Source organism: Pantoea sp. EA-12 (genome assembly GCF_030053355.1).
Classification (GTDB): Bacteria; Pseudomonadota; Gammaproteobacteria; order Enterobacterales; family Enterobacteriaceae; genus Pantoea; species Pantoea vagans_C.
Genome location: NZ_JASGBY010000002.1, coordinates 286,484 through 313,009 on the forward strand (window position 1 = coordinate 286,484; position 26,526 = coordinate 313,009).

A 26,526-nucleotide genomic window follows, 5' to 3' on the forward strand; every position below is an offset into this window, starting at 1 on the left:
TTAACAGCCGCAGTGTGCGCCGGGAGTGGCTTGTGGCCACTCACCTGGTGCTGCGCCCCACGTCAACGGGTGCCCATCCCGCTTCCAAAAATCCAAACCGCCAATCAGCTCCTTCACCTGTAAACCCAGTGACGCCAGTTTCAGCGCGGCTTTGGTCGATCCATTACAGCCAATGCCATCGCAATAGGTGATGTAAACTTTGCTGCGATCCAGCTGCGCAGTCGATTCGGCATTCATGGTGCGATGAGGGAAAGAGATCGCCCCTGTGATATGTCCCGCCTGATAAACCTCCTCGGAACGTGCATCAATCACCACGATGGCCGTTATGCCCAGAGCCAAATCTTCTGCCAGATCCCAGGCATCAGTGTAATAACTCAGTTTGTGCTGCAAATAGGCCAGGCTTTCTGCTGGGCTGGCTGCGGGAACATGTAATACCGATGACATCGCATTCTCCTGTTGTGATTTTCCCTCAGTCTACGGCAAAGTGGTCTGTAACCTGATACCACTTTTTAGATGATGATAAGACCACAATGAGCCTCTCTTTTTTGGCACTGTTTCACTTGCAGTCGCCGGGTGGATTGCGCGAGCGTGTGTGCAATACGCTGCGTCAGGCGATTGTCCACGGCCATTTACACCATCAGCAGAAGTTACCCTCCAGCCGCCAGTTGGCGCTGGATTTATCACTCTCACGCGTTACGGTGGAAAGCGCCTATGCGCAATTGGAGAGTGAGGGTTATCTGGAGCGGCGAGCGGGAAGCGGCACCTTTGTGTCGATTGCTATGCCGGTACGACAGATATCCTCAGCATCAATCGACTCCCCAACTTTCTCGCGGCGTGGCGAGCGCGTTCTGGCCACCGGCGGTTGCCAGGATCCCCCCTTCCCCTACGCTTTCGCCGCCGGTTCACCGGAGTTACGCGCCTTTCCGCATGAACAATGGCGACGCACCAGCAACAGTGTTCAACGTCAGATCGGGAGTCAGTTGATGGGTTATGGCGACCCGTTAGGATACCCACCGCTCCGTCAGGCGGTAGCGGATTATCTGGCACTTTCACGCGGGGTGCGTTGCACCGCTGAACAGGTGGTGATGTTGACCAGCTCGCAACAGGCATTGCAGCTACTGGCTTTGATGTTCCTGGATAATCATGATGAGGTGTGGCTGGAAGATCCCGGCTATCCTGGTGCACGTAATGCCTTTCTGGCTGCCGGTGCGCGCTGCCGTGCCATGCCGCTGGATAGCGAAGGTGCCGTGCCGCTAAGTGGGCATGCCAAATTGGTCTATCTGACGCCTGCGCATCATTACCCCACCGGCACGCCGATGAGCCTGGCCCGCCGTTTACAGTGGCTTGCCTGGGCGCGCCAACAACAAAGCTGGTTGATTGAAGATGATTACGACAGTGAATTTCATTATGAGGATCGTCCCGCCCCGGCGCTTCAGGGGTTGGAGAGCGACAGCCGGGTAATCTGTCTTGGTACCTTTTCCAAAACGCTGTTCCCTTCGCTGCGTTTGGCGTGGATGGTGGTGCCACCGCAGTTGGTAGAAGCATTGGGTCGCGCACGCAGCGTGATGGATGGTCACAGCGCACTGTTACCCCAGGCGATCACCGCCGAATTTATGCAGCAGGGCCATTTTGCCAGCCATTTACGGTTAATGCGCCAGCTCTATCACAGCCGCCGCGACCGCTTGCTGGAGCAAATCCACTCACGCCTGCAACCGTGGCTGACACCCTGGCATGCGACTGGCGGTCTGCAATTGGCCGTCACTTTGAATCAAGGTGATGAAGCACAATTGACACAGCAGGCCAGTGAGGTGGGGTTGTTGCTACCACGCCTGTCGCCGTTATATGCAGGGGATACAAAACAAGCCGGCTGGCTGCTCGGCTTTGCGGCACTGACGCCCGGTGAGATTATCAGTGCCTGTGATAAGCTGGTCAGGCTGTTGTCGCGCTACGCGCAAACGCCCAGGTAACCAAAATGCCCAATGCCGCGCAGCAGGCACCGGCCAGGTAGACCGAACCATAGCCCAGCGCGGTCGCCAGCAGGCCGGTGAGCGGACCGCTGGCACCATAAGCGATATCCTGAAAGGCGGAGAATCCACCCAGTGCAGTGCCGCGAATCTGCGGGGACACGCGTTTAATCACTTCGACACCCAATGCCGGGAAGATCAGCGAGCAGCCGCAGCCGGTCAGTGCCGCGCCGACCAGCGCCATCCAGCCAGAGCTCGCACACGCCAGCACCAGCAAACCCAAGGTTTCCACCAACAGCGACACCATCGCCACGCGCACGCCGCCGTGACGATCGGGCAAGCCGCCAAAAAATACCCGCACCAGCACAAAGGCACAGCCGAATGCCGTCAGGGCAAAACCGGCGTTACCCCAGTTCTCAGCGGCAAAGTAGAGCGAGGTGAAAGTGCCGATGACCGCGAATCCGGTACCTTGCAGTGCCAACGCCACACCCGGCTGGAAAATGGTTTTTACCACGCTGAACAGTGAAGGCCGATCCCCGCCGACTACCGGGACTTTGCTCACCCAGCTGTTGATCGCTAGCGAGAGCAAAGGAAGGAGTAGCGCCACAGCACCCAACGCCGCAAAACCGCCGTGTTGATTGATGAGTAAGCCAAGCGGTGCGCCAGCTGCCAGCGATCCATAAATCGCCATGCCGTTCCACGACATCACCAATCCAGAACGTTTGCTTCCGACCAATCCCATACCCCAGGTGAGATTGCCGGTCAGCAGCAGGCTCTCACCAAAGCCCAGTAACAAGCGTCCTACCGCTAACAGACCAAATTTGGCCCAGGGAGACACTGGCAACAATGCCGCCGCCAAATAGGCGACACCGACTAGCGCTATGGCAATCATCCCGTGCTGTGTGGTGAGCTTGGCACCGTGCTGATCGGCGCGACGGCCCGCAAAGCTGCGCGTCAGCAGGGTAGCGAAGAACTGAATCCCCACCGCCACGCCGACCATCAGGTTGCTCATGCCCAACTGCTGATGGACATACAGCGGGATCACCGGCAAGGCTAGCCCGGCAGTAAGATAAGTGAGGAATACCGCAAAAGAGATGCAGCCTAAAGGCAGTACGGATTGCGTCTGCGTATCAGCAGCCGTGGTCATGATGGTATGAACTCCTTGTTCAGGGCATGCGCAATAGGTTCGTTGGCTGCTTGCAGCAAAAACGGGTGATTTGATTCACAATACGCGCAAACGATTATTTTGTTTCAGGTAAGAACGAAGAGTGTAGGCAAGCGAAGGGATAAATGTCAAAAACAACAAGGGCCGGATTGACCGGCCCTTGATACTGAGCATGTTATGCACGAAATACTTCAACTCGCAGGCAGGCTGCAGGTTGAAATATGACGACTATTTTATGCTGGCAGCTTACGCATCGTTAGCGTGGCGTTAGTGCCACCGAAACCGAAGCTGTTAGACATCACGGTAGTCAGCGCTTTTTCAGTTGGCTGAGTCACGATGTTCAAGCCTTTACCGGCTTCATCAATCTCTTCGATGTTGATGCTTGGCGCGATGAAGCTGTGCTCCAGCATTAACAGCGTGTAAATTGCTTCCTGCACGCCCGCCGCACCCAGTGAGTGACCGGTCATGGCTTTGGTTGCAGAGATGTACGGAGAGTTGTCACCGAACACTTCACGAATCGCACCCAGCTCTTTCACATCGCCAACTGGCGTTGAAGTGCCGTGGGTGTTGAGGTAATCGATTGGGGTATCAACGCCCTGCATCGCCATCTTCATGCAACGCACTGCGCCTTCGCCTGAAGGTGCAACCATGTCCGCACCGTCAGAGGTCGCGCCGTAGCCCACGATTTCTGCATAGATGTGTGCGCCACGCGCCAGAGCATGCTCCAGCTCTTCGACAACAACCATACCGCCGCCGCCTGCGATCACGAAACCATCACGGTTCGCATCGTAAGTACGTGACGCTTTTTCTGGCGTTTCGTTGTATTTGGTGGACAGTGCGCCCATCGCATCAAACTCACAGGCCATTTCCCAGCTCAGCTCTTCGCCGCCGCCAGCAAACACGATGTCCTGTTTGCCCAGTTGGATCTGCTCAACGGCATTACCAATACAGTGTGCGGAAGTCGCACAAGCAGAGCTGATTGAGTAGTTCACACCGTGGATTTTGAACGGCGTGGCCAGGCAAGCTGACACACCAGAACCCATGGCTTTGGTCACCACATAAGGACCGACCGCTTTCAGACCACGTGGGCCGCGCATCGCGTCAGCACCAAAGACCTGGTAACGCGGGGAACCACCGCCTGAACCGGCAATCAGACCCACACGTGGGTTGTTCTGATACTGCTCATCAGTCAGACCGGAGTCCTGAATGGCTTCAGCCATAGACAGGTAAGCGTAGATTGAAGCATCACTCATGAAACGCACGATTTTGCGATCGATGAGCCCGTTGGTATCCAGTTTGACGTTGCCCCATACGTGGCTGCGCATACCGATATCTCTCATCTCTTCAGAGAAAGTGATCCCGGAACGGCCTTCACGCAGAGAAGCCAGCACTTCTTGCTGGTTATTACCAATGCTGGAAACAATACCCAGGCCAGTAATCACTGCACGTTTCATTCAATAGTCCTCATTCCACTTCTTTTGGATTGACGTGCACTCTAGCTTACAGTTGTAAGCCGAACAAGTCCGATCAGCCATTTCCTTTTGTAAATTTGCGTCATGTCACTGCACTCGTTAAAATCGCGCCACTGCCTGAAAAACGAGCCTTTCCCGTGAAGTTATCCCCGGTTGAACACGCGCAATTAAACTGGAATGATCAGGGTACACCTGTTTCCCGAGCATTCGACGACGTCTACTTCTCCAACGACAACGGGTTGGAAGAGACACGCTATGTGTTCCTTGATGGCAACCAAATTCCACTCCGTTTTGCCGAACATTCGCGCGATATTTTTATTGTTGCCGAAAGCGGTTTTGGGACTGGTCTTAACTTTTTGACGCTGTGGCAAGCCTTCGATCGCTTCTGTCACGCGCATCCAGATGCCAAACTGAAGCGCCTGCACTTTATCAGCGCCGAAAAATTCCCACTTACCCAAGCCGATCTCATGGCTGCCCATGCACACTGGCCTGAGCTGGCGCCCTGGGCCGAACAGCTACAACAACAGTGGCCGCAAGCGTTACCGGGTTGCCAGCGCATATTGTTCAACGGCGGTAAAGTCACGCTCGATCTCTGGCTCGGAGATATTAACGCGCTAATTAATACCTTTGATGACAGTCTTAATCGGCAAGTGGACGCATGGTTTTTAGATGGCTTTGCACCGGCAAAAAACCCTGAGATGTGGACCCCCGAGCTTTTCGCTGCCATGGCGCGCCTCGCCCGACCGGGTGGGACACTGGCGACCTTTACAGCAGCCGGTTTCGTGCGGCGTGGGTTGCAGGAAGCGGGTTTCACCGTGGCAAAACGCAAAGGGTTTGGCCACAAACGTGAAATGTTAACCGGGGTGATGGATCAGAGCATTACCCTGCCCCACAGCCAGCCGTGGTACGCCCGCCCTGCTGCTAACAGCCAGGAAGCCGCGCTGATTGGCGGGGGGGTCGCCAGCGCCGTGTTAGCTTTAGCGCTGTTACGCCGAGGCTGGAAAGTGACCCTTTATTGCACAGATGCGGCTCCCGCATTGGGCGCTTCAGGTAATCGTCAGGGAGCACTCTACCCCCTGCTCAATCAACACGACCCGGCACTTGCCACCTTCTTTCCTGCAGCGTTCACCTTTGCCCGCCGTTTGTACGATCAACTGCCAGTGATGTTTGAGCATGACTGGAGCGGCGTGTTGCAACTTGGCTGGGACAGTAAAAGCGCAGAGAAAATTGCGCAGATGCTGCAGATGGCACTGCCACAGGAAGTCGCGCGGGGAGTGAATAAAGAGGAAGCGGAACAACTGGCAGGCGTGGAAACTGGAAGCGGCGGTATTTTCTACCCGCAAGGCGGCTGGCTCTCTCCTTCTCAACTCACCAGCAATTTGCTTGAACATGCGCAAACACTGGGCTTACGCGTGCACTGGCTGCATCAGGTCACAAAGATGGAGCGTGCAGAGGATGGCTGGACGTTGCAGTTCAGCGAGCAACCGGCGGTCAAACATCAGCAAGTGGTATTGGCGAATGGACATGCGCTACTGGAGATAGAACAGAGCAAAGAACTGCCAGTGTACGCCGTGTCAGGCCAGGTGAGCCACGTGCCGACCCATCCCGCCTTGGGCGCGTTAAAAACCGTGCTGTGCTACGACGGCTATCTCACCCCGGTCAGCCCTGACTTTAATACCCACTGTATCGGTGCCAGCTATCATCGTGGTGATACCGCCACCACCTTCCGCGCTGACGATCAGCAGGAAAATCGTCAGCGACTGATTAACTGTTTACCTGATGCAGACTGGCCGCTGCAGGTGGATATCCGTGATAACGAGGCGCGTGTCGGTGTGCGTTGTGCCACACGTGACCATCTGCCGATGAGTGGCAGCGCGCCCGATTACCCCGCCACCCTTGCGCAGTATGCCAACCTGCCTGAGCAGCGTGCACAGGGTGACACCATCACTGAAGCGCCAGTGCATAGCGGGTTGTTTGTGCTGGGGGCGTTAGGTTCGCGCGGTTTATGCAGCGCACCGCTGGCCGCAGAAGTGCTGGCTGCGCAGATGAGTGGCGAACCCCAACCGCTGGATGCGGCAACGCTGGCGGCGATGAATCCCAATCGCTACTGGGTAAGGAAACTGCTGAAAGGAAAAAAAGCCGGGCGGTAACAGAACGGGGCGAGTAATCGCCCCGTTTGTTTATGCAGGCTGGCGCGCCTGCAGGAATAAGTTGTCCCACATCCCTATCACCAGCGCTTGATCGCGTGGTGATAATTCACCCGCCGCAATCGCTTTTTGCAGGCTATTGGTAACGTGAATTTGCAGGGCTTCAGGGGTATGTTCGCCGCTGATTTCAATCTCAGCCACCGCCAGGGTCAGATGACCACGCAGATAGCCACCGGCAAACAGCTCGTCGTCGCTGGCATGATCGACCATATCGTCAATCAGAGCCAGAATGCGTGATTCAAATTCTACGATCATCTTTTCTATCCTTTATTAGTCGCCAGACGAATCACAGATCTTCCGGCCAGGGAAAATGTGCCGCCGTCAGCGCAGGCGTACCGTAATAGCTGGCTAACGCATCAATAAAACGCGCCGGACGTGCCGGGATGCCCTGCTCAAAATAGTGCATGACCTGAGCATGGACCTTACGCTGAAACGCGATGCGATCCGGCTCACAATCCCCTTCGAGGTTGTCACAGCTGACATTGAAGGGAAAGCCCGCCGCAACACAGAATAACCACTCCAGTGCCTGTGGTTTCACTTCCACCGACTCGAACTGGCTCTGCGTCTGCGCATCACGTCCATCTGGGCAATACCAGTAACCAAAATCCACCAATTTACGACGGGCTTCACCCGCAATACACCAGTGGGAAATCTCGTGGAGTGCGCTGGCATAGAAGCCATGGGCAAACACCACGCGGTTCCAGGGTGATTCCTCATCCGCTGGAAGATAAATAGGTTCGTCGTCGCCTTTAATTAGACGGGTCTGAAAGTCTTCAACAAAGCAGCCATCAAAAATATCTACCAGCTGCTGATAATGATGTTCTGTACTCATAATATTTTAATCTTTAAAAAAACTGCTGCCATTGTCGCATTGGTAGCCGGTCTTGACGAGCGTTGGTTTACAGGGTCGCCATCCACGCCAGCAGCGCGCTGCCGTGGCTATCCCATAAAAGTTTAGCGCTCATCACCGCGGAGACGGTGACCACCATCGGGCGAATAAGTTTCTGACCGCGGCTCAGCACCAGCCTTGCGCCAAGGCGCGCACCACAAAATGCGCCAATCAGCATGATCGCGCCGGTGCCCCACACTACTTTCCCGCCGAACATAAAGAACAGTAGGCTCGCAAAGTTGGAAGTGAAATTTAAGACTTTGGCGTGGGCAGTGGCTTTCGCCAGATTGAATCCGCACAGCGTCACGAACGCCAATGCATAGAATGAACCGGCGCCCGGCCCGAAAAAGCCGTCGTAGAATCCCACACAGCCGCCGCCCACCAGCGCATAGGCGAAACCTTGCAGACGATGTTCACGATCGGATTCACCCAAGCGTGGCATCAGCAGGAACCATAAGCCAATGCTGATCAACAGGATAGGCAGAATCTGGCGCAGTACATCGGCCTGAATGTGTTGAATCAACACCGTGCCGCAGACCGCGCCAATAAAGGTCATGGCGATGTTGAGCCGCTGTTCACGCAGTTTCACCGCGCCGCGACGTACAAAGTAGAGGCTGGCAGAGAAAGAGCCGCCTACTGACTGTAATTTATTGGTGGCTAACGCCTGCGCCGGAGAGAGCCCAGCGGCCAGTAACGAGGGAACGGTGAGCAGACCACCGCCACCGGCGATGGAGTCGATAAACGCCGCCAGCACCGCAACCAGAAACAGCACGCCCAGCACCAGTGGGCTTACAACGAAGAAATCCATTTTTGTCTCATATATATAACTTTAAAATTCTCGTTGCAGCCAACGCACCTGCGGCGTGAAGAATCAAGGTTAGAGCAAATGACGATCCAGTAATGCCTGACACGATGGCGGCAACGGCGGCGGCGTCTTTTTCACCGGTGGCGTGCTGCCAGGTTTTTTCGGCAAGAACCAGCTATCCAGCTCCGCACCACAACCGTCGCCCGGTGGCGGTGCCGCCTGATCTTCGCACTCCAGGCTGCCAGCCGGACAGCGCAGACGCACGTGCATATGTGCACGATGGGCAAACCACGGTCGCACTTTGTTCAGCCAGGCACGATCGCTACCCGCATCAGCACAAAGCTGCTTTTTGATCGCCGGATTAACGAAGATGCGCGTGACTTCATCATCTTTGGCTGCCAGTTTAATCAGGCTATCAATTTGCGGCTGCCAGTGACGCGCAATCACTTGCTTATCATCCGGGGCCACCAGATCGAGCGGTTGCGGCTTCAACAACTGCTGTGCAGTCCAGCGGGTTTGCGGCAGTTGCAACCAGATATCGACATCCAGTCCGGTTTGGTGGCTGGCGTGACCACTGCTGAAACGCCCACCTGCGGCCATGCCCATATCGCCAATTAGCACTTGCCCCAACTGCAACTGGTGTACCTGGGTGCTAAGACGCTGAATAAAGGCGATAAGATCCGGATGACCATAGTAGCGACGCTGATCCTGACGCATCACCTGATAGTTCGGTGCGTTAAGCGGCAGCTGTTGTGCGCCGATAATACAGCCGTTGGCAAAACCACCAATCGACTGCGGACTACCGGCGATCGGCTGATGAATTTGCTGCCAGGGCGTGGCAGCAAAGGCGGCCGCACTGCACAACAGCGCGGCAACGGTGATGAGCAGGCGGCGCATCAATGGCTTACCAGCGTGGCACTGTGCTGTTGACGTCACCGTTTTGCGCACGCTGGCGCAGCAGGTGATCCATCAACACAATCGCCATCATTGCTTCCGCGATCGGCACCGCACGGATACCAACGCAAGGATCGTGACGACCTTTAGTGATCATCTCGACTTCTTCGCCATCACGGGTAATGGTTTTCCCCGGAACGGTGATGCTGGAAGTGGGTTTCATTGCCAAATTGGCGCTGATAGTTTGCCCACTGCTGATCCCGCCGAGGATGCCGCCCGCATGGTTACTCTGAAAGCCATCGGCACGAATTTCATCGCGGTGCTGGCTACCACGCTGGTTGATCACCGCGAAACCGTCACCGATCTCCACGCCTTTCACCGCGTTAATGCTCATCAGCGCGTGGGCCAAATCGGCATCCAGACGATCAAACACCGGTTCACCCAGTCCTGGCGGGACGTTTTCCGCCATCACCGTTACCTTGGCACCGATCGAGTCACCCTCTTTCTTCAGGCCACGCATTAGTTCGTCGAGCGCTTCCAGTTTTGATGCATCCGGGCAGAAGAACGGGTTCTCCTCCACGATGCTCCAGTCTTTCAACTCACAGGCCACATCACCAATCTGTGCCAGATAGCCGCGCACCTGAATACCATGCTTCATCTGCAGATATTTTTTGGCAATCGCCCCTGCTGCCACGCGCATCGCAGTCTCACGAGCAGATGAACGACCGCCTCCACGGTAGTCACGCATGCCATATTTCTGCTCGTAGGTGTAATCCGCATGACCCGGACGGAACAGATCTTTGATGGCGCTGTAATCCTGCGAACGCTGGTCGGTATTCTCAATCAGCAAGCCGATGGAGGTGCCCGTGGTGACGCCCTCAAACACACCGGACAAAATTTTCACCTGATCCGGTTCACGACGCTGCGTGGTATAGCGCGAGGTGCCCGGGCGGCGGCGATCGAGATCGTGCTGAATATCGGCTTCAGTGAGCGGAATGCCAGGTGGCACACCGTCAACAATGCAGCCCAGCGCAATACCATGCGACTCGCCAAAGGTGGTTACGCGAAAAACGTGTCCGATGCTGTTTCCGGCCATTGTGGTTCCTTGTTGCGATGTTGCGGGCGAGCGCTCGCCCCGATTTTAGTCTTTATAGAAAGAGAAGTGATGCTGTGCCGCGACAATCTGCTCGCGCGTCAGCATGAATACGCCGTCACCGCCGTTATCAAATTCCAGCCAGGTGAAAGGCACATCCGGATACTGTTCAATCATGTGCACCATGCTGTTGCCCACTTCACAAATCAGCACGCCCTGCTCGCTGAGATAATCCGGGGCGCAAGAGAGAATACGGCGCACCAGTTTCAAACCATCGCTGCCCGCGGCCAAGCCCAGTTCCGGCTCATGGCGATATTCGTTTGGCAGGTCGTCCATATCTTCCGCATCCACATACGGCGGATTCGTGACGATCAGATCATATTTCACCTGTGGCAGACCACGGAACAGATCCGCACGAATCGGCGTGACATGATGCATCAGGCCATGCTCTTCAATGTTCTGCTCAGCCACAGCCAGTGCATCGGTAGAAATATCTACCGCATCCACTTCGGCTTCCGGGAAGGCGTAAGCGCAGGCAATCGCGATACAGCCGCTGCCGGTGCACATGTCGAGAATGTGGTGGGGTTGCTGGCTAATCAGCCCGGCAAAACGGTTTTCGATCAGCTCACCAATCGGTGAACGCGGCACTAACACACGCTCGTCGACATAGAACTCATGGCCGCAGAACCAGGCTTTGTTAGTGAGGTAGGCCACTGGGATGCGCTCATTGACGCGACGAATCACGCGTTCAACAATGCGATGACGCTCACTGGCGGTGAGGCGCGCGTGGCGCATATCTTCGGGAATATCCAGCGGCAACCATAACGTTGGCAGAACCAGTTGGACTGCTTCGTCCCAGGGATTATCCGTGCCGTGACCGTACCAAATGCCTGCCGCCGAAAAACGGCTGACAGCCCAGCGCAGCATATCCTGAATGGTGTGCAGTTCACTCACTGCCTCATCGACGAAAATCTTGTCCACGTAGCCCTCCGCAGGCCTTAAAATCAATCGGCGGATAGTTTGCCACGAAGCCGGGCAGAATTCAGCGCGGCGAGGCGAAAAAGCTGACATTTGTTAACGCCCCGCGTTAAGGTATGCCACCGGCTGTTAACCAGCCTTTTAACCCATTGCCGAGCCATGAGTAAGAAGACACCGCTAAACCAGGACGATCAGGCGCTGTTTCGTGAATTAATGAGCGGAACGCGTAAGCTGAAACAAGACACCATCGTGCATAAACCGGTGGTGAAAACCCGCGAAGTACCGTTGAAAAGGCTGCTTTCCGAGCAGGCCGATAACAGCCATTACTTCTCAGATGAATTTCAGCCTCTGCTCTCCAGCGATGGGCCGATGCGCTATGTGCGTGCGGATGTCAGCCACTATGAATTGAAGAAGTTACGACGTGGCGACTATACGCCCGAGATTTTTCTCGATTTGCACGGGTTGAGACAGCAGCAGGCCAAACAGGAGTTGGGTGCGCTGATTGCCGCCTGCCGGCGCGAACACCTGTTTTGTGCCAGCGTCATGACCGGGCACGGCAAGCATATTCTCAAGCAGCAAACGCCACTGTGGTTGGCACAACATCCGCATGTGATGGCGTTTCATCAGGCGCCTAAGCTTTTTGGCGGAGATGCAGCGTTACTGGTGCTGATTGAAGTGGAAGAGTGGCAACCGCCGGAACTGCCGTGAGCAGAAAAGGAAAGGGCCGCAATTGCGGCCCATAACATTCGCGAATTTACATCGCTTTGGCCAGTTTTGACGGGCTGACCTGCCACTCCAGCTTGCCTTCACAGGCATCTGCATCAAAGTTCACGTAGGCTATCGCGGAAGTCGCGAACATCGGTGGCGCTTCCTGCGGGCAGAGTTCTGAAACCAGATACCCCACCAGCGGCAGATGCGAAATCACCAACGCCGATTTAACACCCTGCTGCGCCAGCGCCTGCAGATAACAGGCCACCATGCCCGGATCACCACCTGGCGTCAGTTCCGGCAATACATCCTGCCCTTCTGGTAACGTCAGCGCCTCACGGACTGTGGCGAGCGTTTGCTCAGCACGCAGATAAGGGCTCACTAACACTCGTTCGATATCCAGCGCCTGGCCGTTCAGCCAGCTCGCCATCTGGCGTGATTCATCACAGCCACAGATTGTTAAAGGGCGTACCGAATCACTTGCTGCTTCCAGAGCTGCATCGCCGTGACGCATGATAAAAACTTGCATAAAGCACCGCTGTTGTTTGTCGATATCGTCGGGTACCACAGCACCAGACGCTTCATTCTGCGAATGAACGCTGTGTTTTACCCCAATGGCTTCAGTATAGTCAACCGGTTGTTTATTAAATAAGCATATCTCAGAATGGTGCCGCGCCACCTGTTGCGCAGCCCCATTTCTAACCCGCTGAATCTGTGCGCCTATTCAGGATTGTGCAGAAGTGTAAAAATTCGTTTGCGCTTCTGACATTGCCATTAAAGCGTCACAGGGCGCAAAACGATCGCCCTGTTGCTGCATTAATGCGCGTAATGTGTTGACGATGTCAAGCACGCCACGCTGATCCATATAGCGGAACGGGCCGCCCAAAAACGGCGGAAAACCGATGCCAAATACAGCAGCTATATCGCCATCTCTGGCACTGCGGATCACCGTTTCATCCAGACAGCGTGCCGCTTCATTCAGCATAATCATCACGCAGCGCTGTGCGATCTGCTCTTCGCTCTGCTTCGCCTGCGGTTTGACGTTCAATAACGCATAAATCGAATCATCTACTTTGCGTTTACCCGGCCAGCGTGAGGCGCTGTAAAGGTAGAACCCCTTTTGGTTTTTACGCCCTTTGCGGCCATCCGCCAGGATAGCGTTGACCGCATCGGGTGCACTGAAACGCGCACCGTAGGCCTGCTGCAGAATGGGGCTGATTTTACTGCCCACATCAATGCCCACTTCATCAAGCAGCTGCAGCGGCCCCACCGGGAAGCCAAACTTCACTAATGCGCGGTCGATATGATCCACCGGCTCACCTTCAAGCAGGCAACGCATCGCTTCATTTATATAGGGTGCAAGAATACGGTTAACGTAGAAGCCAGGGCGATCGGCCACCACCACGGCGGTTTTCCCCTGCTGACGAGCCAGCTGCACCGTGGTTGCGATAGTCTCGGCGGAAGTACCAGCATGCGGGATCACCTCCACCAGCGGCATTTTGTCGACCGGACTGAAGTAATGCAGACCAATCACATTCTCTGGGCGCTGCGCATTTGCCGCGATGTCGCCAATCGGCAGTGAGGAGGTATTAGAGGCAAAAATGGTGTGCGGCTGACACTGTGTTTCGATTTCCGCCACCATCTGCTGCTTAAGCGCCAGGTCTTCAAACACCGCTTCGATCACCAGATCGCGCTGGCTAAAACCTTGATAGTCCGTTCCGCCGCTAATACGCGCCATCTGCTGTTGGCGTTCAGCCGCTTTTAACTGGCGGCGTTTCACCTTTTGGCTCAGCAGATCCCAGCTATATTGCAACGCGTGATTGACGCCGTTGAGGTTGATATCTTTGATGCGTACCGGTAAACCGGCCTTGATCGCCGTTACGCTGGCAATGCCGCCCCCCATCAATCCGCCACCCAGCACACCAATCTGCTTCAGCGTACGCGGTTCTGCATCAGCCATCGCTTCTTTCTTTAATGCGGTTGAGGCAAAGAACAGGCTGCGCAGCGCGGCCGATTCTGGGGTCATGGCCAACTGGCCAAATGCGCGAGCTTCAGCAGCGTGGCCTGCATCGCTCCCCTGCTCCAGCCCCACGCGCACCACCTGCAGAATACGATCTGCTGCGGGATAGTTGCCTTGGGTTTTACTGTCGGTCTGGCGCTTTGCCATCGCGAATAATAAGGAACGCATCAGCGGTGCCTGCATCAGCCGATCGCGGCGTGATAACTCACGACGGGAAATACGACCTTTGTGTACGCGTGCAATGGCGGTTTCCAGCAGAATCGATTGCGGAACGGCGTCATCTACTACACCCAGCTTTAATGCCTGCTTCGCGCGCAGCTGCTTACCGCTCAGTATTAACGGCAACGCCTGTGGCACGCCAATTAACTTCGGCAGGCGCTGTGTGCCGCCGGACCCTGGCAGCAGTCCCAGCTGTACCTCGGGCAACCCCAACCGGGTTTTGTCATCCAGCGTGCAAATACGCGCACTGCAGGCCAGCGCCAGTTCAAGACCGCCCCCCAGACAGGCACCGTGTATCGCCGCCACTACCGGGAAGGGTAAGGCCGCCATTTCTGCCATCACCTCTTGCCCCTGTCGCGCCAGGGCTTCCGCCTCTTCTGCCGTTTGACACTGCGCGATCATGCTGATGTCCGCACCCGCCACAAAGTTATCGCTTTTACCGGAAATCAGCACCAGCCCTGCCAGCTGCGGATTACTGCGCGCCTCTGTCAACACGGCTTTAATTTGCGGGACAAACTCGGCCTTGAGGGTGTTCATCTTTTCGCCCGGCACATCAATGGTGATCACCCCAACATGGTCGAGGCGCATATGTAAATGAAAAGCGGACTCGCTCATTATTCAGCCTCCAGAACCATCGCGGTACCTAATCCGCCCGCCGCGCAGGCGGTCACCAATCCCAACCCGCCGCCACGACGCCTTAGTTCTTGCAGCGTTTGGGTGATCATACGTGCGCCCGTGGCCGCAAACGGATGACCATAGGCAATCGATCCCCCCAGCACATTGAATCGCTCTTCATTGACTTCACCCAAGGCATGCGGTCGATTCAGCACCTCGCGGGCAAAGCGTTCATCGCGGAACATTTTCAAATTAGCCAGCGTTTGGGCGGCAAAAGCTTCGTGCATATCAATCAGCGTCAAATCGTTGAGAGTAATGCCTGCTCGCTCCAGCGCCAGCGGCGACGCATAGGCAGGACCCAGCAGCATGTCTTGCCAGACATCAATGGCGGTGAAGGCATAACTGCGCAGATAGCCCAGCGGTGTAATGCCCAGCTCACGCGCGCGGCCTTCACGCATCAAAATCACCGCGGCTGCGCCATCGGTCAGTGGCGTGCTGTTGGCGGCGGTCACCGTACCATGGCGACGATCAAAGGCTGGACGCAGTTTGGCGTAATCACTGGCACTGGCGTTGAAACGGATGTTGTTATCCTGTTCGATCGGGGCTTTCCAGGGCGGCACAAAAGCGGGCATCACTTCTTGCGCCAGTACGCCAGATTGCCAGGCCCGGGCCGCATGCTGATGCGAACGCAGTGCAAGGGCATCTTGTTGTTCACGGGTAATGCCATGGGTTTTCGCCATCTGCTCGGCGGTGTCACCCATGCGCAAACCGGTGGAATACTCCGCAACGGCCGGTGGCACTGGTAAGAGATCGCGTGGGCGCAGACGACGTAAGATTTGCAGCTTCTTGCTAAAGGTGCGTGCCTTGTTGAGATCTACCAGCGCGCGCGCCAGCGTCTTGCTGACACCAATCGGCAAGACGGAGGATGAATCGGCTCCTCCTGCAATTCCGGCATCGATGGTGCCCGCCATTAAACTCTCGGCCACATTGGCCACGGCCTGAAAACTGGTGGCGCACGCCCGGCTAACGCTGTAAGCATCGGTGTGCACACTCAGCCCGCTACTCAGCACGATTTCACGCGCAATGTTTGGCGCTTCCGGCATCTGTACCACCTGACCAAAGACCAGTTGGTCGATTACCTCGACCGGTAATTCGCTACGCGCCATGAGTTCAGACACCACCATGCGCCCCAGCTCAAGTGCTGGGATGCCATGAAAGTCACTCGCCTGGCGAGCAAAAGGTGTCCGTAATCCGTGGGTTATGGCGATACGTTCGCCCTGACGCGTCAGCAGCGGCTGCGCTTTGCTCATTGCACTCACCTGTAATTTACGACCGTAGCATCATTGCCAAACAGGTCTGACCTGATCATCAGTGTTAACCAGGTGCTGCTAAGTCGCCAATAACAGAAGAAAAAAAGTGCGAGGGAAGACACGAAAAAGAGATAAGGCTGCCGAAAGAGCTTCCGGCAGCAGCAGGATTAACGTAAGCCGAGCTGGAAAATCAGCGTCTCTGCCTGGCAGGCAAAGGTGAAATCGATATTGAGACGAACACCAGCCGCTTCTTCAACAAAGTCAGCGCGAATATCGCAAGGTTCCGACTCGACCTGACGCGCTTTGTCGCTGAGATGCGTCAGCATCGCCTCCGCCGCATGGCGGTCTGCAAACACACCCGACCAACTGGCCGTGCAATCGGTATTGTCCATCACGGTGCCGACATCGACACAGCAACAAGCTGCGGTTTCGTTAGCACTGCATTTTTTAATGGCATCAGTCATTGCTCTCTCCTGACGATAAATCGACACAATCGGATCATTTTCTATCGCAAAGTGTACGCTCCACGCGCCCTGGCATCTATCTCTCAGCAGCTAAGTGACGAATATCACACTAAAAATTGATCCAAAACAAATTTGACCGCTATGCTGGAGAGGCATCGACAAGATTTTGTTAAGCAGATCTGATTTTGTCGATCAAATTGGAAATATTTAAAAAACAATATTGCAACAAATACACAGGTCGGACCTATACTCGTCGCACTGGTCTGATATGTGTCTTTGTCGTCAGTCCCTACAATCCGCCGTCCTTTGTTACGCGACGTAACAACGTTTAATAATAAATCTAGATGAGGTTGTGGTCATGAACCATAAGAACCTGTTTGCAAAGTCAGCTGTGGCAGCTGCAGTGGCGCTCGTCTCTTCCCATGTTTACGCCGCAGGCTTTCAACTTAATGAATTCTCAGCAATTGGTTTAGGTCGTGCATATTCGGGTGAAGGTGCGATGGGCGATACCGCTGCATCCGCCAGTCGCAACCCCGCGACCATGGCATTGATGGATCGTCCTTCGTTCTCCATCGGCGCTGTTTATATTGATCCTGAAGTGGATATCAGCGGTCAGAGCCCAACAGGCAACAGCCTCAATGCGAAAAACATCGCACCGAATCAGTGGATCCCTAACCTCCATTACGTTCACCCAATTAACGATCAGTGGTGGGTGGGTGCATCCGTCACCTCCAACTATGGTCTGGCAACAGAATTCAATGACGGTTACGCCGCGGGTGGATATGGTGGCAAAACCGACCTGATGACCGGCAATTTTAACCTTAGCACGGCTTATCGTTTGAATGAGCACTTCAGCTTCGGTGTGGGCTTTGATGCGGTATACGCCAAAGCGAAAATCGAACGTTATGCAGGGGAAGCGGGAGCACGTGTTGGCATGCCTGCGGATACTCAGGTTGCTCACCTGAAAGGTGATGAATGGGGCTACGGCTGGAATGCCGGTATTCTGTATGAAGTGGATAAAAACAACCGTTTCGGCTTCACCTATCGTTCAGAAGTGAAAATCGACTTCGACGGCGATTATAAGAGCAGCATCCCAACCGCTTACAACGGCACACCGCAGGCGATTGCTTTAGGTCTGCCCTACGGCACCAGCGGACAGACCATTCCGGGTTCACTTACCCTGAATCTGCCAGAAATGTGGGAAGTATCAGGCTGGCATAAAGTGGCACCGCAGTGGGCGGTCCACTACAGCTTGACCTATACCAGCTGGAGTCAGTTCCAGGAGCTGAAAGCGACGGGCAGCAACGGCCAGACGCTTTTCTATAAAGATGAAGGCTTCAAAGATGCATACCGCATCGCGCTGGGTACCACTTACTTCTACGACGATAACTGGACCTTCCGTACCGGTATCGCCTTTGATGACAGCCCAGTTCCGGCTGATAAGCGTTCCATCTCCATCCCTGATCAGGACCGTCTGTGGCTGAGCGCCGGTGCTTCATACGCCTTCAACGAAGATGCGTCTGTCGACCTCGGTATCTCTTACATGCACGGCCAGAAAGTGACCGTGAAAGAAGGTCCTTACACCTTTAATTCCGAAGGTAAAGCCTGGCTGTACGGCGCGAACTTTAACTACAAGTTCTAATGCCCGCATCGATATGAACAACGGCGACAGTGATGTCGCCGTTTTTTTAGGATAAAAAAATGGCGACTGTAAAAGTCGCCATGATTTTTATTGTGAATCGATGTCTTTCAAATCGTCCTGAATCGCGCTGGCGTTCGGGTTCTCTTCCGGTTTCAACTTACCGCCATTGGCGAGGAAGTCATTACGCTGGAAGTAAGCATTACGAATAAAGCTGTACGGATCTTGCTGCTGCTTGAGGATGGCATCGGAATCCAACAGCTGCGCGCGCGTTTCCACGCCTTCCAGAGTCCACTTACCGATCGACATCGGCCAGGTCAGCCAACTCAATACCGGATAGAGCGTATCGACGTAGTCACCGCCATCCTGACGCACCGTAAAGCTACCGTAACCGGGTAACACCACGTACGGACCGTAGCCCACACCGTAACGGCCCAGGGTGCTGCCGAAGTGGTGCGGCACTTCACGCGCCAGTTCTGGGTTCGCTTTGCCCGCCACATCGATAAATCCGCCCAATCCCAACACGGTATTGAGGAAGAAACGCGTAAAGTGCACACCCGCCTGGCGTGGTTCACCCACCAGGATTGAGTTCAGCATGCTGGCCGGTTCGTCCAGGTTGCCGAGGAAATTACTTAAGCCGCTGCGCGCAGGCACAGGCACGTAGTCGCGCCAGGCAACCGCAACCGGGCGCACCACATAAGGATCCAGCACGTTGTAGTTGAAGTTAAACATCGTGCGGTTAAAGCCTTCGAGCGGATCGCTACGCTGGGCAGGCTGGGTAGGATCGGCCGGTTTTGAACTGGCACATCCCACCAGCAGCAAACTGGCCAGCGCCAGACCGGTCAGGCGGTTATTCATTCTTATCTCCCTGTGCGGTTGAAAAATGTATCGCTTCAGGGCTGCTGTTGATTAATTTCCACAGCCAGTTGCTGATGACCATCCCAGGGGGTGATCGCGCTGAGACCAAACCAGTCACCCGACTGAGGATTGGCACTACCATCGCGCGAAATACGCACCCTGACCTGCACCTGATGCTGCGCCGAAAGCAGACGATCGGGCATCATGGCGTTGCTGTCATCCAGCGTGAGCGATAACGGGAAGTGGCTCAGCGGTAAACGCTTCACTGCCACAGGCACCGGTGAAACACCGTCAGACACAGAAATATACATCACTCCGCCTTGCGGTAACATTTTTTCTGCCTGCGGGGTTAAATTCACCGTCAATGCCAGATGACTATTTTGCTGCCCCGCGTCCGTTTTCGCTTGTTCAATGCTGCGCTCGATCATAGTAATGCGCTTATCGCCCACAGGTAACAGCTTCAGCATCACCTGCCACGCACCGATGGCCTGATCGTACTGCTGCTGTTCAAAAGCATTAAATGCCAACAAACTCAGCGTGCGGATATTGCTGTGATCACGTTTTAACAGATCTTTCAGCATCACGTTCGCCTGGCGATTGTCCTGCGGATCGCTGGAGCGGGTTAACACTTCCGCATAATCCTGCTGTAACTCCAGATTGTCGGGAGCCAGTTGCAGCGCACGCTGGAACGCCTGGCTGGCATTGGTGGCGTTGTTCAGCACCATGCCCAGTCTGCCCAGCATCGTCCAGTCATTGAGATTCTGCGGATCATTCTGCAACGAGGTACGCAGACCTAGTTGTAAACGCGCCAACTCTTCCATGGTCAGCGGTGCGGCTTTCGGGTCCATGACACGGGCACGCAGTTCAGGATACTCCTGTTGCACTGTGACCCATCCTGCCAACTGACCCAGACCGCCGGTTTTCAGATAAAAACCGACCGAGACCACCAGCAACACCACCACACCGGGTAGCAATACCCAGCGACTACTGTGATGAATACGCGCTGCGTGAGCGTCAGGCACATCGGTCAGCAGAGTTTGCTGCAGCTCTCGCACCATCTCTGGGCGCTCGGCCACCACACCTTCCTCTTCATCACGCTCAAGTTCTCGCAGGCGCTGCTGATAGAAATCCGTGTTCAGGCGATCGCGATCGCCACTGCTGGCCACACGCTGGCGCCAGCCTGCGCTGACAAACAGCACCGATGCCGCCACCAGCAAAATAATCAGGGTAATCCAGAATCCAGTCATTACGGCTTCCCGTCACGCTTTAGAATCGCCGCAAGGCGTTGTTGTTCATCGTCGTCGAGATCGCTACGCGTCCGACCACGGCGATTACGCAGAATAATAATCAGCGCCCCCAGCACCACAAACAGCGCAGGCCCCGCCCACAAAATCAGTGTGGAGGGCGTGACCGGCGGTTCATAAGTGACGAAGTTGCCGTAGCGCGCCACCATGTAATCGATGATCTGCTGGCGACTCTGGCCCTGCTTCATCAGCTCATAGACTTTGAGACGCATATCGGCGGCGATCATCGCATTGGAATCCGCAATGCTGTTGTTCTGGCATTTAGGGCAGCGCAAAGAACCGGTGAGATCGCGGTACTGCTCTTCCTGCTGCACCGAATCGAATTGGTAAGTATCGATAGCCGCCCACAGGCTGGTGCTAAGCAGAATACCCGCTAACAAAAGCAGCAGACGCTTCATGCTCCCGCCCCCTTACTGTATTTATCCCATAGCGGCTTCACTTCTTCATTCCACACACGGTCATTCATATCACCCGCATGGCGATAACGAATAATGCCATGGCCATCGATCAGGAAGGTTTCCGGTGCGCCATACACGCCCAGGTCCAGACCCAGCATGCCATCACCATCATACAAGCTCAGCGCGTAAGGATTGCCCAACGTGTTCAGCCAGGTCACCGCTTTGGTCCGGTCATCTTTATAGTTAAGACCCACAACGCGGATGCCTTTCTCTGCCAGCGTATTAAGGTACTGATGCTCTGCACGACAGGTTGGGCACCAGGTGGCCCAGACGTTCAGCAGAATCGGCTTACCGTCGGTCAGCACCTGTTGGTCGTAGATTTTCCCCGGTTTGTCGAGCGCTTCCAGCTTGAACACTGGCACCGGTTTGCCAATCAAGGCCGATTCCAGACGGGTAGGATCGTCACCGTTGGCGTTGCGTGACAGCTGCCACAACAATGCCGCCGCCAGCAGCAAAAACAGCACAAGCGGGATGAAAAGGATTTTCTTACTCATGCCAACTCCTCCCGCTGCGCTTTTTTACGCGAACGATAGCGCGGATCAAGCAGACAGAGCACGCCACCCACTGCCATAAAGACGCCACCGAACCAGATCCAGCGCACGAACGGTTTGTAGTAAATACGTACCGCCCAGGAACCATCATCCAGCTCTTCGCCTAACGCGGCGTAAAGATCGCGCGTGAAGCCGCCGCTGATAGCCGCTTCGGTCATCATGGTACGAGCCGCGGTATAGAAGCGTTTTTCTGCATGCAGCACCGCTTCGGGTTTACCGTCACGCGTGACGTCAATAATCGCTACGCCGCCACTGTAGTTCGGTCCCTGCAGATTGTGTACATCACGGAAAATGAAGTGATAATTATGGATATCCACGGTATCACCTGACTTCATGCGCACGTCGCGTTCCACGCTGTACTGCGTGCTGAAGGCAATTCCGACAACAGTCACCGCCACGCCAAGATGACCCAGCACCATGCCCCAGTGGCTGCGCGTCAAGTGACGCAAGCCCTTAAGGAAGCTATGACGATGGGTGGCGCGTTCATGCAATTCCATCAACGTCAGCAGAATCACCCAGATCGCCATCAGCAGGCCGATCACCGTCATCGCTTCAATGCGATCCTGCAGCAGCCATGGCAGTGCGATCGACAGGATCAACGTCACCAGTAAGCCAACGCCAAGGCGCTTCCATAATTTCTGTGGCTCATCACGACGCCAGCGCACCAACGGCCCGATGCCCAGCATTAGCGCGAACGGTGCCATCAACCAGGTGAACATGGTGTTAAAGAAGGGTTCACCCACTGAAATACTGCCTAACCCCAGTTGCTTGTGCACCAGCGGCAGCAGCGTACCCAGCAGCACCACCAGCATGGCAGCAATCAGCAAGACGTTATTGCCCAGCAGGAAAGATTCGCGCGACCAGACTTCGCTCTGTACGCGGCTACGGACCTTGCCGCCTTTAATCGCGTAGAGCAGCAGTGAGCTGCCAATCACAATCACCAGGAAGGCGAGGATAAACATCCCACGCGCCGGATCGGAGGCGAATGAGTGCACGGAGACCAGTACGCCAGAGCGCACCAGGAAGGTGCCGAGCAGGCTCAGGGAGAATGCCGTGATCGCCAGCAGCACTGTCCAGGACTTGAAGCTGCCGCGTTTTTCAGTGACCGCCAGCGAGTGCATCAGCGCGGTACCGGCCAGCCATGGCATAAAGGAGGCATTCTCTACCGGATCCCAGAACCACCAGCCGCCCCAGCCCAGTTCGTAATACGCCCAGGCAGAACCCAGCACGATACCAATCGTCAGGAATACCCATGCGGCGGTGGTCCACGGACGTGACCAGCGCGCCCAGGCCGTATCCAGACGTCCCGCCATCAGTGAGGCGATGGCGAAAGCAAAGGCTACGGAGAAACCGACATACCCCATATAGAGTAACGGCGGATGGAAAATTAAGCCGATATCCTGCAGCATCGGATTGAGGTCGTTGCCATCAATCGGGAAGTTCGGCAAGGTGCGGGTAAACGGATTGGATGTCAGGGTGATAAACAGCAGGAAACCGAGATTGATCATCCCCATCACCGACAACACGCGCGCCAGCGCATCCTGCGGCATACCGCGGCTGAAGATTGCTACGGCTACCGTCCAGGTGCTGAGCAGCAGCAGCCACAACAGCAGAGAACCTTCGTGTGCGCCCCAGGTTGCTGCGATGCGATAGTAAACCGGCAACAAGGTGTTGGAGTTTGTAGCGACATAGCCAACCGTGAAGTCGTTGACGATAAACGCATGCACCAACACCAGGAACGCCGCTGCGATGCAGACAAACATGCCCCATGCCAGCGGACGTGCCAGCGCCATCAAACGTGCATCCTGGCGGGTTGCTCCCCACAACGGATAGATACTTAACAGCAGCGATAATGCCAGTGCCAGACAGAGTAAAAAGCTACCAATTTCCGGAATCATGATTGCGCACCTGCCTTTTGATACGTGGCGGCAGGCCCTTTGTGATTTTGCTTCATCGCATCTTCAATTTCTGGCGGCGTGTATTTCTCGTCATGCTTGGCGAGGACTTCTTTTGCCACCACCAGGTGGCCATCTTCCAGCACGCCCTGAGCGACCACGCCCTGCCCTTCCCGGAACAGGTCCGGCAAAATGCCTTCGTAGCTGACGCTGATCACGCCGTTGGCGTCATACAACTTGAAGGAGACGGCGAGTGTTTTAGGATCGCGTTTTACGCTGCCCGGCATCACCATACCGCCCACACGCAGACGCTGTCCGGTTTCAGGCATTTGATGTGCTTCGCCCTTGCCATACAGAATTTCACTTGGGGTGTAAAACAGATCGATGTTGGAACGCAGCGCGTACATCACCAGCGATGTGGCGAGGCCTAAGCCCACCAAAATCGCCACCACCACATACAGGCGGTTACGACGACGGATATTCACACGGATTCTCCTGCTGCTTCACTGGCAGCTTTTTTCGACTTCGCCGCGCGGATGCGGCGCTCCCTGGATTGACGCTGGCGAATCTCCGCCAGCAAGCGGCGACGGAACAACACGGTGTGCAGCACCAGGCCGAACAAGGGAATCAATGTGAGGATCACGGCGAGCCAGACATAAAAGGCATAGCCGCCCATGGCAAAGAAGTCGCTCCACGACGAGAAGGCTGGGGTCATGCTTTGCGCCCTCCCTGAGCCACATCAATCGCCCAGGGACGATGACGCTCGGTAAACAGGATCAGATTACGCAGACGCATCAGCGTCAGGGCACCAAACACCAGCAGATAACCGAGGATCGCCCAGCGCAGCGGTGTGCGCATACTTGGCGCGATGGCCTGCTGCAGAATACCTGACGATCCCTGATGGAGCGTGTTCCACCATTGCACCGAGAAATGGATAATCGGCAGATTGACCACACCGACCAGAATCAGGATACCCGCGGCGCGACCCGCCGTACGGCGGTCTTCAAAGGAGTGATAGAGTGCAATGACACCCATATAGATGAACAGCAGCACCAGTTCAGAGGTCAGACGCGCATCCCAGATCCACCAAGTGCCCCACATCGGTTTACCCCACGCAGAGCCGGTGATTAGGGCGATGAAAGTGAACACCGCACCAATTGGCGCCATCGCCGCCGAGGCCAAATCCGCCATTTTCATCTGCCAGACCAGGCCAATAAAGGCGGCAATCGCCATTGAGGCATACACCCCCATTGACCACATCGCAGCTGGCACATGAATGTACATAATACGGAAGCTGTTGCCCTGCTGATAATCCGCCGGTGCAAAGCCAAAGCCCCACACCCAACCGAGTAGCAGCGTTGCCACGCCCAATACGGCGAACCACGGAATCAAGCGACCGCATAGTTGGTAAAGCCGTTCAGGCTTCGCCCACTGGTGTAACCATTTCCACATTTGCATAGCTCACAATAAAAGAATTCGGTATTCGGCTACTCTGGGGCAGCACGAATCAGTGCAGACTAATACGCAAAGCCGCAGCAGTTGCGAACGGCGAAAGTGTTGCGCTCACTGCCAGCATGGCGCCAAGAATCGCCAGATAACCTCCGATCGGCAGCCCTTGGCCCGCGGCATCAATCGCCGCGCTGGCAAAAATCAGTACCGGTATCGACAACGGCAACACCAGCAAACTCAGTAATACGCCGCCGCGTCGCAGCCCCACCGTTAGACCTGTACCAATTGCGCCCAGGAAACTCAAAGTGGGTGTGCCGAGCAAGAGTGTCAGCGCCATCGCGCGCCAGCCGGAGAAATCCAGCGACAGCAGTAACGCCGCCAGCGGCGATAGCAAGATCAACGGCAAGCCGGTAATTAACCAGTGCGCAATCACTTTGCCCAGCACCGTCACCGGCAGTGGTGTTGGCAGCAAAAGTAGTTGCTCAAGCGAACCATCCAGAAAGTCATCACGAAACAGCCGTTCCAGCGCCAGCAAGGACGCCAATAACGCAGCAACCCACGCGATGCCGGGTGCAATGCGAGCCAACTGCTGCGGATCCGGACCGATACCCAAAGGAAACAGCGTGATAACAATCAGGAAAAACCACAGCGGGTTGATCACCTCAGCACCGCTGCGAAACGCAATTTTTAATTCACGCTGAATGACCCGACCTAACATCAAGCCCACTCCGAAGTCAGACGAATTTTGCGCACGCGATCGCTGTCACCGGGCAAATCCTGATGGGTGGTCAAAATGACCGCGCCTCCGTTATCGGCATGTTCAGCAAAGCGGGCCATTAATTTTTCCACGCCGCCTTTATCAATTGCCGTAAGCGGCTCATCCAGAATCCAGACTTTTGCCGTGCTCAGCCACAGGCGCGCCAGTGCAACACGTCGCTGCTGTCCGGCCGACAGTTGTGCCACGGGCACTTCTTCGTAACCCAACAGGTTGACCTGCTCCAGCGCCTCATAAAGGCGTTCTTCATCGTGATGACCATGCCAGAACTGCAGGTTTTCCATCGGTGAAAGTACTGACTTCACGCCCGGATGATGGCCAAGATAAAGCAGGTTTTGGTGCCATATTTCGCGTTGCTGACGCGTCGGCTGCGATTGCCACATCACTTCCCCCTCTTCTGCCCGGCTCAAACCCGCCAGTAAGCGTAACAGTGAGGTTTTCCCCGCCCCGTTAGGGCCTTCAATTTGCACAATGTCACCCGGTTGCACATGGAAGCTGAGTCCATGAAACAAGGTTCGCTCATCGCGAACGCATGAGAGATTAATGACTTCGAGCATGAAAGAGGGAATCGCAGCAATGAAATAAGGCGGGGATAATACCACAATGAATCTGTGGGCCGAAGTCTGTGAGTTGGCTCTCACTTCCCTCAAAGGGGTTATTCGTGCGCATCAGATCAATAAACTGCTCAATAAACCGCCTCAGTTAAAATCTTGTTACTCTTAAATTGAATCTTAGTAACATTTCGCCCTTGATAAAAACGTCTACGCTTATTACGCGCTGGCATTATCACTGGG

27 protein-coding genes are annotated in these 26,526 nt (G+C 55.4%); 4 read left to right on the top strand and 23 right to left on the bottom strand.

Annotated features, from left to right (window positions below; all coding sequences use genetic code 11):
• On the bottom strand, window positions 1–444 hold the full coding sequence (locus QMZ30_RS03990) for a rhodanese-like domain-containing protein (RefSeq protein WP_283226483.1): 444 nt from the start codon (window positions 442–444) through the stop codon (window positions 1–3).
• 86 nt (window positions 445–530) lie between these two features.
• Here QMZ30_RS03990 and pdxR point away from each other — a divergent pair, with 86 nt between their 5' ends.
• Window positions 531–1,967 (top strand): MocR-like pyridoxine biosynthesis transcription factor PdxR, encoded by a 1,437-nt coding sequence (gene pdxR / locus QMZ30_RS03995; RefSeq protein ID WP_283226484.1) that lies wholly within the window; start codon window positions 531–533, stop codon window positions 1,965–1,967.
• Here the strand turns inward: pdxR and QMZ30_RS04000 are convergent.
• Window positions 1,930–3,111: an MFS transporter gene (locus QMZ30_RS04000; RefSeq protein WP_283226485.1), complete on the bottom strand. Its 1,182-nt coding sequence runs from the start codon at window positions 3,109–3,111 to the stop codon at window positions 1,930–1,932. The genes pdxR and QMZ30_RS04000 overlap by 38 nt on opposite strands.
• 251 nt (window positions 3,112–3,362) lie before the next feature.
• Window positions 3,363–4,583 (bottom strand): beta-ketoacyl-ACP synthase I, encoded by a 1,221-nt coding sequence (fabB, locus tag QMZ30_RS04005; RefSeq protein WP_034825147.1) that lies wholly within the window; start codon window positions 4,581–4,583, stop codon window positions 3,363–3,365.
• Between the two features lie 155 nt (window positions 4,584–4,738).
• Here fabB and mnmC point away from each other — a divergent pair, with 155 nt between their 5' ends.
• On the top strand, window positions 4,739–6,751 hold the full coding sequence (gene mnmC / locus QMZ30_RS04010) for a bifunctional tRNA (5-methylaminomethyl-2-thiouridine)(34)-methyltransferase MnmC2/FAD-dependent 5-carboxymethylaminomethyl-2-thiouridine(34) oxidoreductase MnmC1 (RefSeq protein WP_283226486.1): 2,013 nt from the start codon (window positions 4,739–4,741) through the stop codon (window positions 6,749–6,751).
• A gap of 30 nt (window positions 6,752–6,781) precedes the next feature.
• On the opposite strand, the gene QMZ30_RS04015 is transcribed toward mnmC, so the two are convergent.
• The 6 genes from QMZ30_RS04015 to prmB form a co-directional block, all read right to left on the bottom strand.
• The gene (locus QMZ30_RS04015; RefSeq protein WP_039336069.1) at window positions 6,782–7,063 is read right to left on the bottom strand and encodes a YfcL family protein; all 282 of its coding nucleotides are present in this window, start codon (window positions 7,061–7,063) and stop codon (window positions 6,782–6,784) included.
• Window positions 7,064–7,094: 31 nt separating this feature from the next.
• The gene (locus QMZ30_RS04020; RefSeq protein WP_039336067.1) at window positions 7,095–7,640 is read right to left on the bottom strand and encodes an elongation factor P hydroxylase; all 546 of its coding nucleotides are present in this window, start codon (window positions 7,638–7,640) and stop codon (window positions 7,095–7,097) included.
• A 67-nt stretch (window positions 7,641–7,707) separates the two neighbouring features.
• On the bottom strand, window positions 7,708–8,505 hold the full coding sequence (locus tag QMZ30_RS04025) for a sulfite exporter TauE/SafE family protein (RefSeq protein ID WP_039336065.1): 798 nt from the start codon (window positions 8,503–8,505) through the stop codon (window positions 7,708–7,710).
• Window positions 8,506–8,574: 69 nt separating this feature from the next.
• The gene (mepA, locus tag QMZ30_RS04030; protein ID WP_283226487.1) at window positions 8,575–9,399 is read right to left on the bottom strand and encodes a penicillin-insensitive murein endopeptidase; all 825 of its coding nucleotides are present in this window, start codon (window positions 9,397–9,399) and stop codon (window positions 8,575–8,577) included.
• Between the two features lie 7 nt (window positions 9,400–9,406).
• Window positions 9,407–10,492, bottom strand: coding sequence for a chorismate synthase (gene aroC / locus QMZ30_RS04035; protein ID WP_039336061.1), 1,086 nt, complete (start codon window positions 10,490–10,492; stop codon window positions 9,407–9,409).
• Window positions 10,493–10,537: 45 nt separating this feature from the next.
• Window positions 10,538–11,470 (bottom strand): 50S ribosomal protein L3 N(5)-glutamine methyltransferase, encoded by a 933-nt coding sequence (prmB, locus tag QMZ30_RS04040; RefSeq protein ID WP_039336059.1) that lies wholly within the window; start codon window positions 11,468–11,470, stop codon window positions 10,538–10,540.
• Between the two features lie 156 nt (window positions 11,471–11,626).
• On the opposite strand from prmB, the gene smrB reads away from it, so the two are divergent.
• Window positions 11,627–12,175 carry an endonuclease SmrB gene (smrB, locus tag QMZ30_RS04045; RefSeq protein ID WP_039336057.1) on the top strand — a complete coding sequence of 183 codons (549 nt, stop codon included), beginning with the start codon at window positions 11,627–11,629 and terminating at the stop codon, window positions 12,173–12,175.
• 46 nt (window positions 12,176–12,221) lie between these two features.
• Here smrB and sixA read toward each other — a convergent pair whose 3' ends face one another.
• The 4 genes from sixA to QMZ30_RS04065 all read right to left on the bottom strand — a co-directional run bounded on the left by sixA (window position 12,222) and on the right by QMZ30_RS04065 (window position 16,803).
• The gene (sixA, locus tag QMZ30_RS04050) at window positions 12,222–12,704 is read right to left on the bottom strand and encodes a phosphohistidine phosphatase SixA (RefSeq protein ID WP_039336074.1); all 483 of its coding nucleotides are present in this window, start codon (window positions 12,702–12,704) and stop codon (window positions 12,222–12,224) included.
• A 195-nt stretch (window positions 12,705–12,899) separates the two neighbouring features.
• On the bottom strand, window positions 12,900–15,029 hold the full coding sequence (fadJ, locus tag QMZ30_RS04055; protein ID WP_283226488.1) for a fatty acid oxidation complex subunit alpha FadJ: 2,130 nt from the start codon (window positions 15,027–15,029) through the stop codon (window positions 12,900–12,902).
• The gene (gene fadI / locus QMZ30_RS04060; RefSeq protein ID WP_283226489.1) at window positions 15,029–16,339 is read right to left on the bottom strand and encodes an acetyl-CoA C-acyltransferase FadI; all 1,311 of its coding nucleotides are present in this window, start codon (window positions 16,337–16,339) and stop codon (window positions 15,029–15,031) included. The genes fadJ and fadI overlap by 1 nt, the downstream gene beginning before the upstream one ends.
• Window positions 16,340–16,506: 167 nt before the next feature.
• Complete coding sequence (locus QMZ30_RS04065) at window positions 16,507–16,803, bottom strand: YfcZ/YiiS family protein (protein WP_283226490.1); 297 nt, start codon at window positions 16,801–16,803, stop codon at window positions 16,507–16,509.
• 358 nt (window positions 16,804–17,161) lie between these two features.
• Between QMZ30_RS04065 and fadL the strand changes: the two genes are divergently transcribed.
• Window positions 17,162–18,445, top strand: a complete 1,284-nt coding sequence (gene fadL, locus QMZ30_RS04070) for a long-chain fatty acid transporter FadL (protein ID WP_283226491.1) — start codon at window positions 17,162–17,164, stop codon at window positions 18,443–18,445.
• Between the two features lie 87 nt (window positions 18,446–18,532).
• On the opposite strand, the gene mlaA is transcribed toward fadL, so the two are convergent.
• Genes mlaA through ccmA form a run of 10 tightly spaced genes read right to left on the bottom strand, consistent with a single transcriptional unit; the run spans window position 18,533 to window position 26,289 of the window.
• Window positions 18,533–19,300 (bottom strand): phospholipid-binding lipoprotein MlaA, encoded by a 768-nt coding sequence (gene mlaA, locus QMZ30_RS04075; RefSeq protein WP_283226492.1) that lies wholly within the window; start codon window positions 19,298–19,300, stop codon window positions 18,533–18,535.
• Between the two features lie 35 nt (window positions 19,301–19,335).
• Window positions 19,336–20,547 (bottom strand): c-type cytochrome biogenesis protein CcmI, encoded by a 1,212-nt coding sequence (ccmI, locus tag QMZ30_RS04080; protein ID WP_283226493.1) that lies wholly within the window; start codon window positions 20,545–20,547, stop codon window positions 19,336–19,338.
• A complete protein-coding gene (locus QMZ30_RS04085) occupies window positions 20,547–21,002 on the bottom strand; it encodes a cytochrome c-type biogenesis protein (protein WP_039335149.1) in 456 nt (151 codons plus the stop codon). The genes ccmI and QMZ30_RS04085 overlap by 1 nt, the downstream gene beginning before the upstream one ends.
• Complete coding sequence (locus tag QMZ30_RS04090) at window positions 20,999–21,556, bottom strand: DsbE family thiol:disulfide interchange protein (protein WP_038645648.1); 558 nt, start codon at window positions 21,554–21,556, stop codon at window positions 20,999–21,001. The genes QMZ30_RS04085 and QMZ30_RS04090 overlap by 4 nt, the downstream gene beginning before the upstream one ends.
• Complete coding sequence (locus tag QMZ30_RS04095; RefSeq protein ID WP_058969464.1) at window positions 21,553–23,511, bottom strand: heme lyase CcmF/NrfE family subunit; 1,959 nt, start codon at window positions 23,509–23,511, stop codon at window positions 21,553–21,555. Before QMZ30_RS04095 ends, QMZ30_RS04090 begins: the two co-directional genes overlap by 4 nt.
• Window positions 23,508–23,993 carry a cytochrome c maturation protein CcmE gene (gene ccmE / locus QMZ30_RS04100; RefSeq protein WP_283226494.1) on the bottom strand — a complete coding sequence of 162 codons (486 nt, stop codon included), beginning with the start codon at window positions 23,991–23,993 and terminating at the stop codon, window positions 23,508–23,510. Before ccmE ends, QMZ30_RS04095 begins: the two co-directional genes overlap by 4 nt.
• A complete protein-coding gene (gene ccmD, locus QMZ30_RS04105) occupies window positions 23,990–24,223 on the bottom strand; it encodes a heme exporter protein CcmD (RefSeq protein WP_039335142.1) in 234 nt (77 codons plus the stop codon). Before ccmD ends, ccmE begins: the two co-directional genes overlap by 4 nt.
• A complete protein-coding gene (locus QMZ30_RS04110) occupies window positions 24,220–24,960 on the bottom strand; it encodes a heme ABC transporter permease (RefSeq protein WP_283226624.1) in 741 nt (246 codons plus the stop codon). Before QMZ30_RS04110 ends, ccmD begins: the two co-directional genes overlap by 4 nt.
• 55 nt (window positions 24,961–25,015) lie before the next feature.
• A complete protein-coding gene (gene ccmB, locus QMZ30_RS04115) occupies window positions 25,016–25,675 on the bottom strand; it encodes a heme exporter protein CcmB (protein WP_058969466.1) in 660 nt (219 codons plus the stop codon).
• Window positions 25,675–26,289, bottom strand: coding sequence for a cytochrome c biogenesis heme-transporting ATPase CcmA (gene ccmA / locus QMZ30_RS04120; RefSeq protein WP_283226495.1), 615 nt, complete (start codon window positions 26,287–26,289; stop codon window positions 25,675–25,677). The genes ccmB and ccmA overlap by 1 nt, the downstream gene beginning before the upstream one ends.
• Between the last annotated feature and the right edge of the window lie 237 nt (window positions 26,290–26,526).

Coding starts and splice junctions, on each gene's coding strand:
- QMZ30_RS03990 (WP_283226483.1), bottom strand. CDS start 444: ATGTCATCGGTATTACATGTTCCCGCAGCCAGCCCAGCAGAAAGCCTG.
- pdxR (WP_283226484.1), top strand. CDS start 531: ATGAGCCTCTCTTTTTTGGCACTGTTTCACTTGCAGTCGCCGGGTGGA.
- QMZ30_RS04000 (WP_283226485.1), bottom strand. CDS start 3,111: ATGACCACGGCTGCTGATACGCAGACGCAATCCGTACTGCCTTTAGGC.
- fabB (WP_034825147.1), bottom strand. CDS start 4,583: ATGAAACGTGCAGTGATTACTGGCCTGGGTATTGTTTCCAGCATTGGT.
- QMZ30_RS04015 (WP_039336069.1), bottom strand. CDS start 7,063: ATGATCGTAGAATTTGAATCACGCATTCTGGCTCTGATTGACGATATG.
- QMZ30_RS04020 (WP_039336067.1), bottom strand. CDS start 7,640: ATGAGTACAGAACATCATTATCAGCAGCTGGTAGATATTTTTGATGGC.
- QMZ30_RS04025 (WP_039336065.1), bottom strand. CDS start 8,505: ATGGATTTCTTCGTTGTAAGCCCACTGGTGCTGGGCGTGCTGTTTCTG.
- mepA (WP_283226487.1), bottom strand. CDS start 9,399: ATGCGCCGCCTGCTCATCACCGTTGCCGCGCTGTTGTGCAGTGCGGCC.
- aroC (WP_039336061.1), bottom strand. CDS start 10,492: ATGGCCGGAAACAGCATCGGACACGTTTTTCGCGTAACCACCTTTGGC.
- smrB (WP_039336057.1), top strand. CDS start 11,627: ATGAGTAAGAAGACACCGCTAAACCAGGACGATCAGGCGCTGTTTCGT.
- sixA (WP_039336074.1), bottom strand. CDS start 12,704: ATGCAAGTTTTTATCATGCGTCACGGCGATGCAGCTCTGGAAGCAGCA.
- fadJ (WP_283226488.1), bottom strand. CDS start 15,029: ATGAGCGAGTCCGCTTTTCATTTACATATGCGCCTCGACCATGTTGGG.
- fadI (WP_283226489.1), bottom strand. CDS start 16,339: ATGAGCAAAGCGCAGCCGCTGCTGACGCGTCAGGGCGAACGTATCGCC.
- QMZ30_RS04065 (WP_283226490.1), bottom strand. CDS start 16,803: ATGACTGATGCCATTAAAAAATGCAGTGCTAACGAAACCGCAGCTTGT.
- fadL (WP_283226491.1), top strand. CDS start 17,162: ATGAACCATAAGAACCTGTTTGCAAAGTCAGCTGTGGCAGCTGCAGTG.
- mlaA (WP_283226492.1), bottom strand. CDS start 19,300: ATGAATAACCGCCTGACCGGTCTGGCGCTGGCCAGTTTGCTGCTGGTG.
- ccmI (WP_283226493.1), bottom strand. CDS start 20,547: ATGACTGGATTCTGGATTACCCTGATTATTTTGCTGGTGGCGGCATCG.
- QMZ30_RS04085 (WP_039335149.1), bottom strand. CDS start 21,002: ATGAAGCGTCTGCTGCTTTTGTTAGCGGGTATTCTGCTTAGCACCAGC.
- QMZ30_RS04090 (WP_038645648.1), bottom strand. CDS start 21,556: ATGAGTAAGAAAATCCTTTTCATCCCGCTTGTGCTGTTTTTGCTGCTG.
- QMZ30_RS04095 (WP_058969464.1), bottom strand. CDS start 23,511: ATGATTCCGGAAATTGGTAGCTTTTTACTCTGTCTGGCACTGGCATTA.
- ccmD (WP_039335142.1), bottom strand. CDS start 24,223: ATGACCCCAGCCTTCTCGTCGTGGAGCGACTTCTTTGCCATGGGCGGC.
- QMZ30_RS04110 (WP_283226624.1), bottom strand. CDS start 24,960: ATGTGGAAATGGTTACACCAGTGGGCGAAGCCTGAACGGCTTTACCAA.
- ccmB (WP_058969466.1), bottom strand. CDS start 25,675: ATGTTAGGTCGGGTCATTCAGCGTGAATTAAAAATTGCGTTTCGCAGC.
- ccmA (WP_283226495.1), bottom strand. CDS start 26,289: ATGCTCGAAGTCATTAATCTCTCATGCGTTCGCGATGAGCGAACCTTG.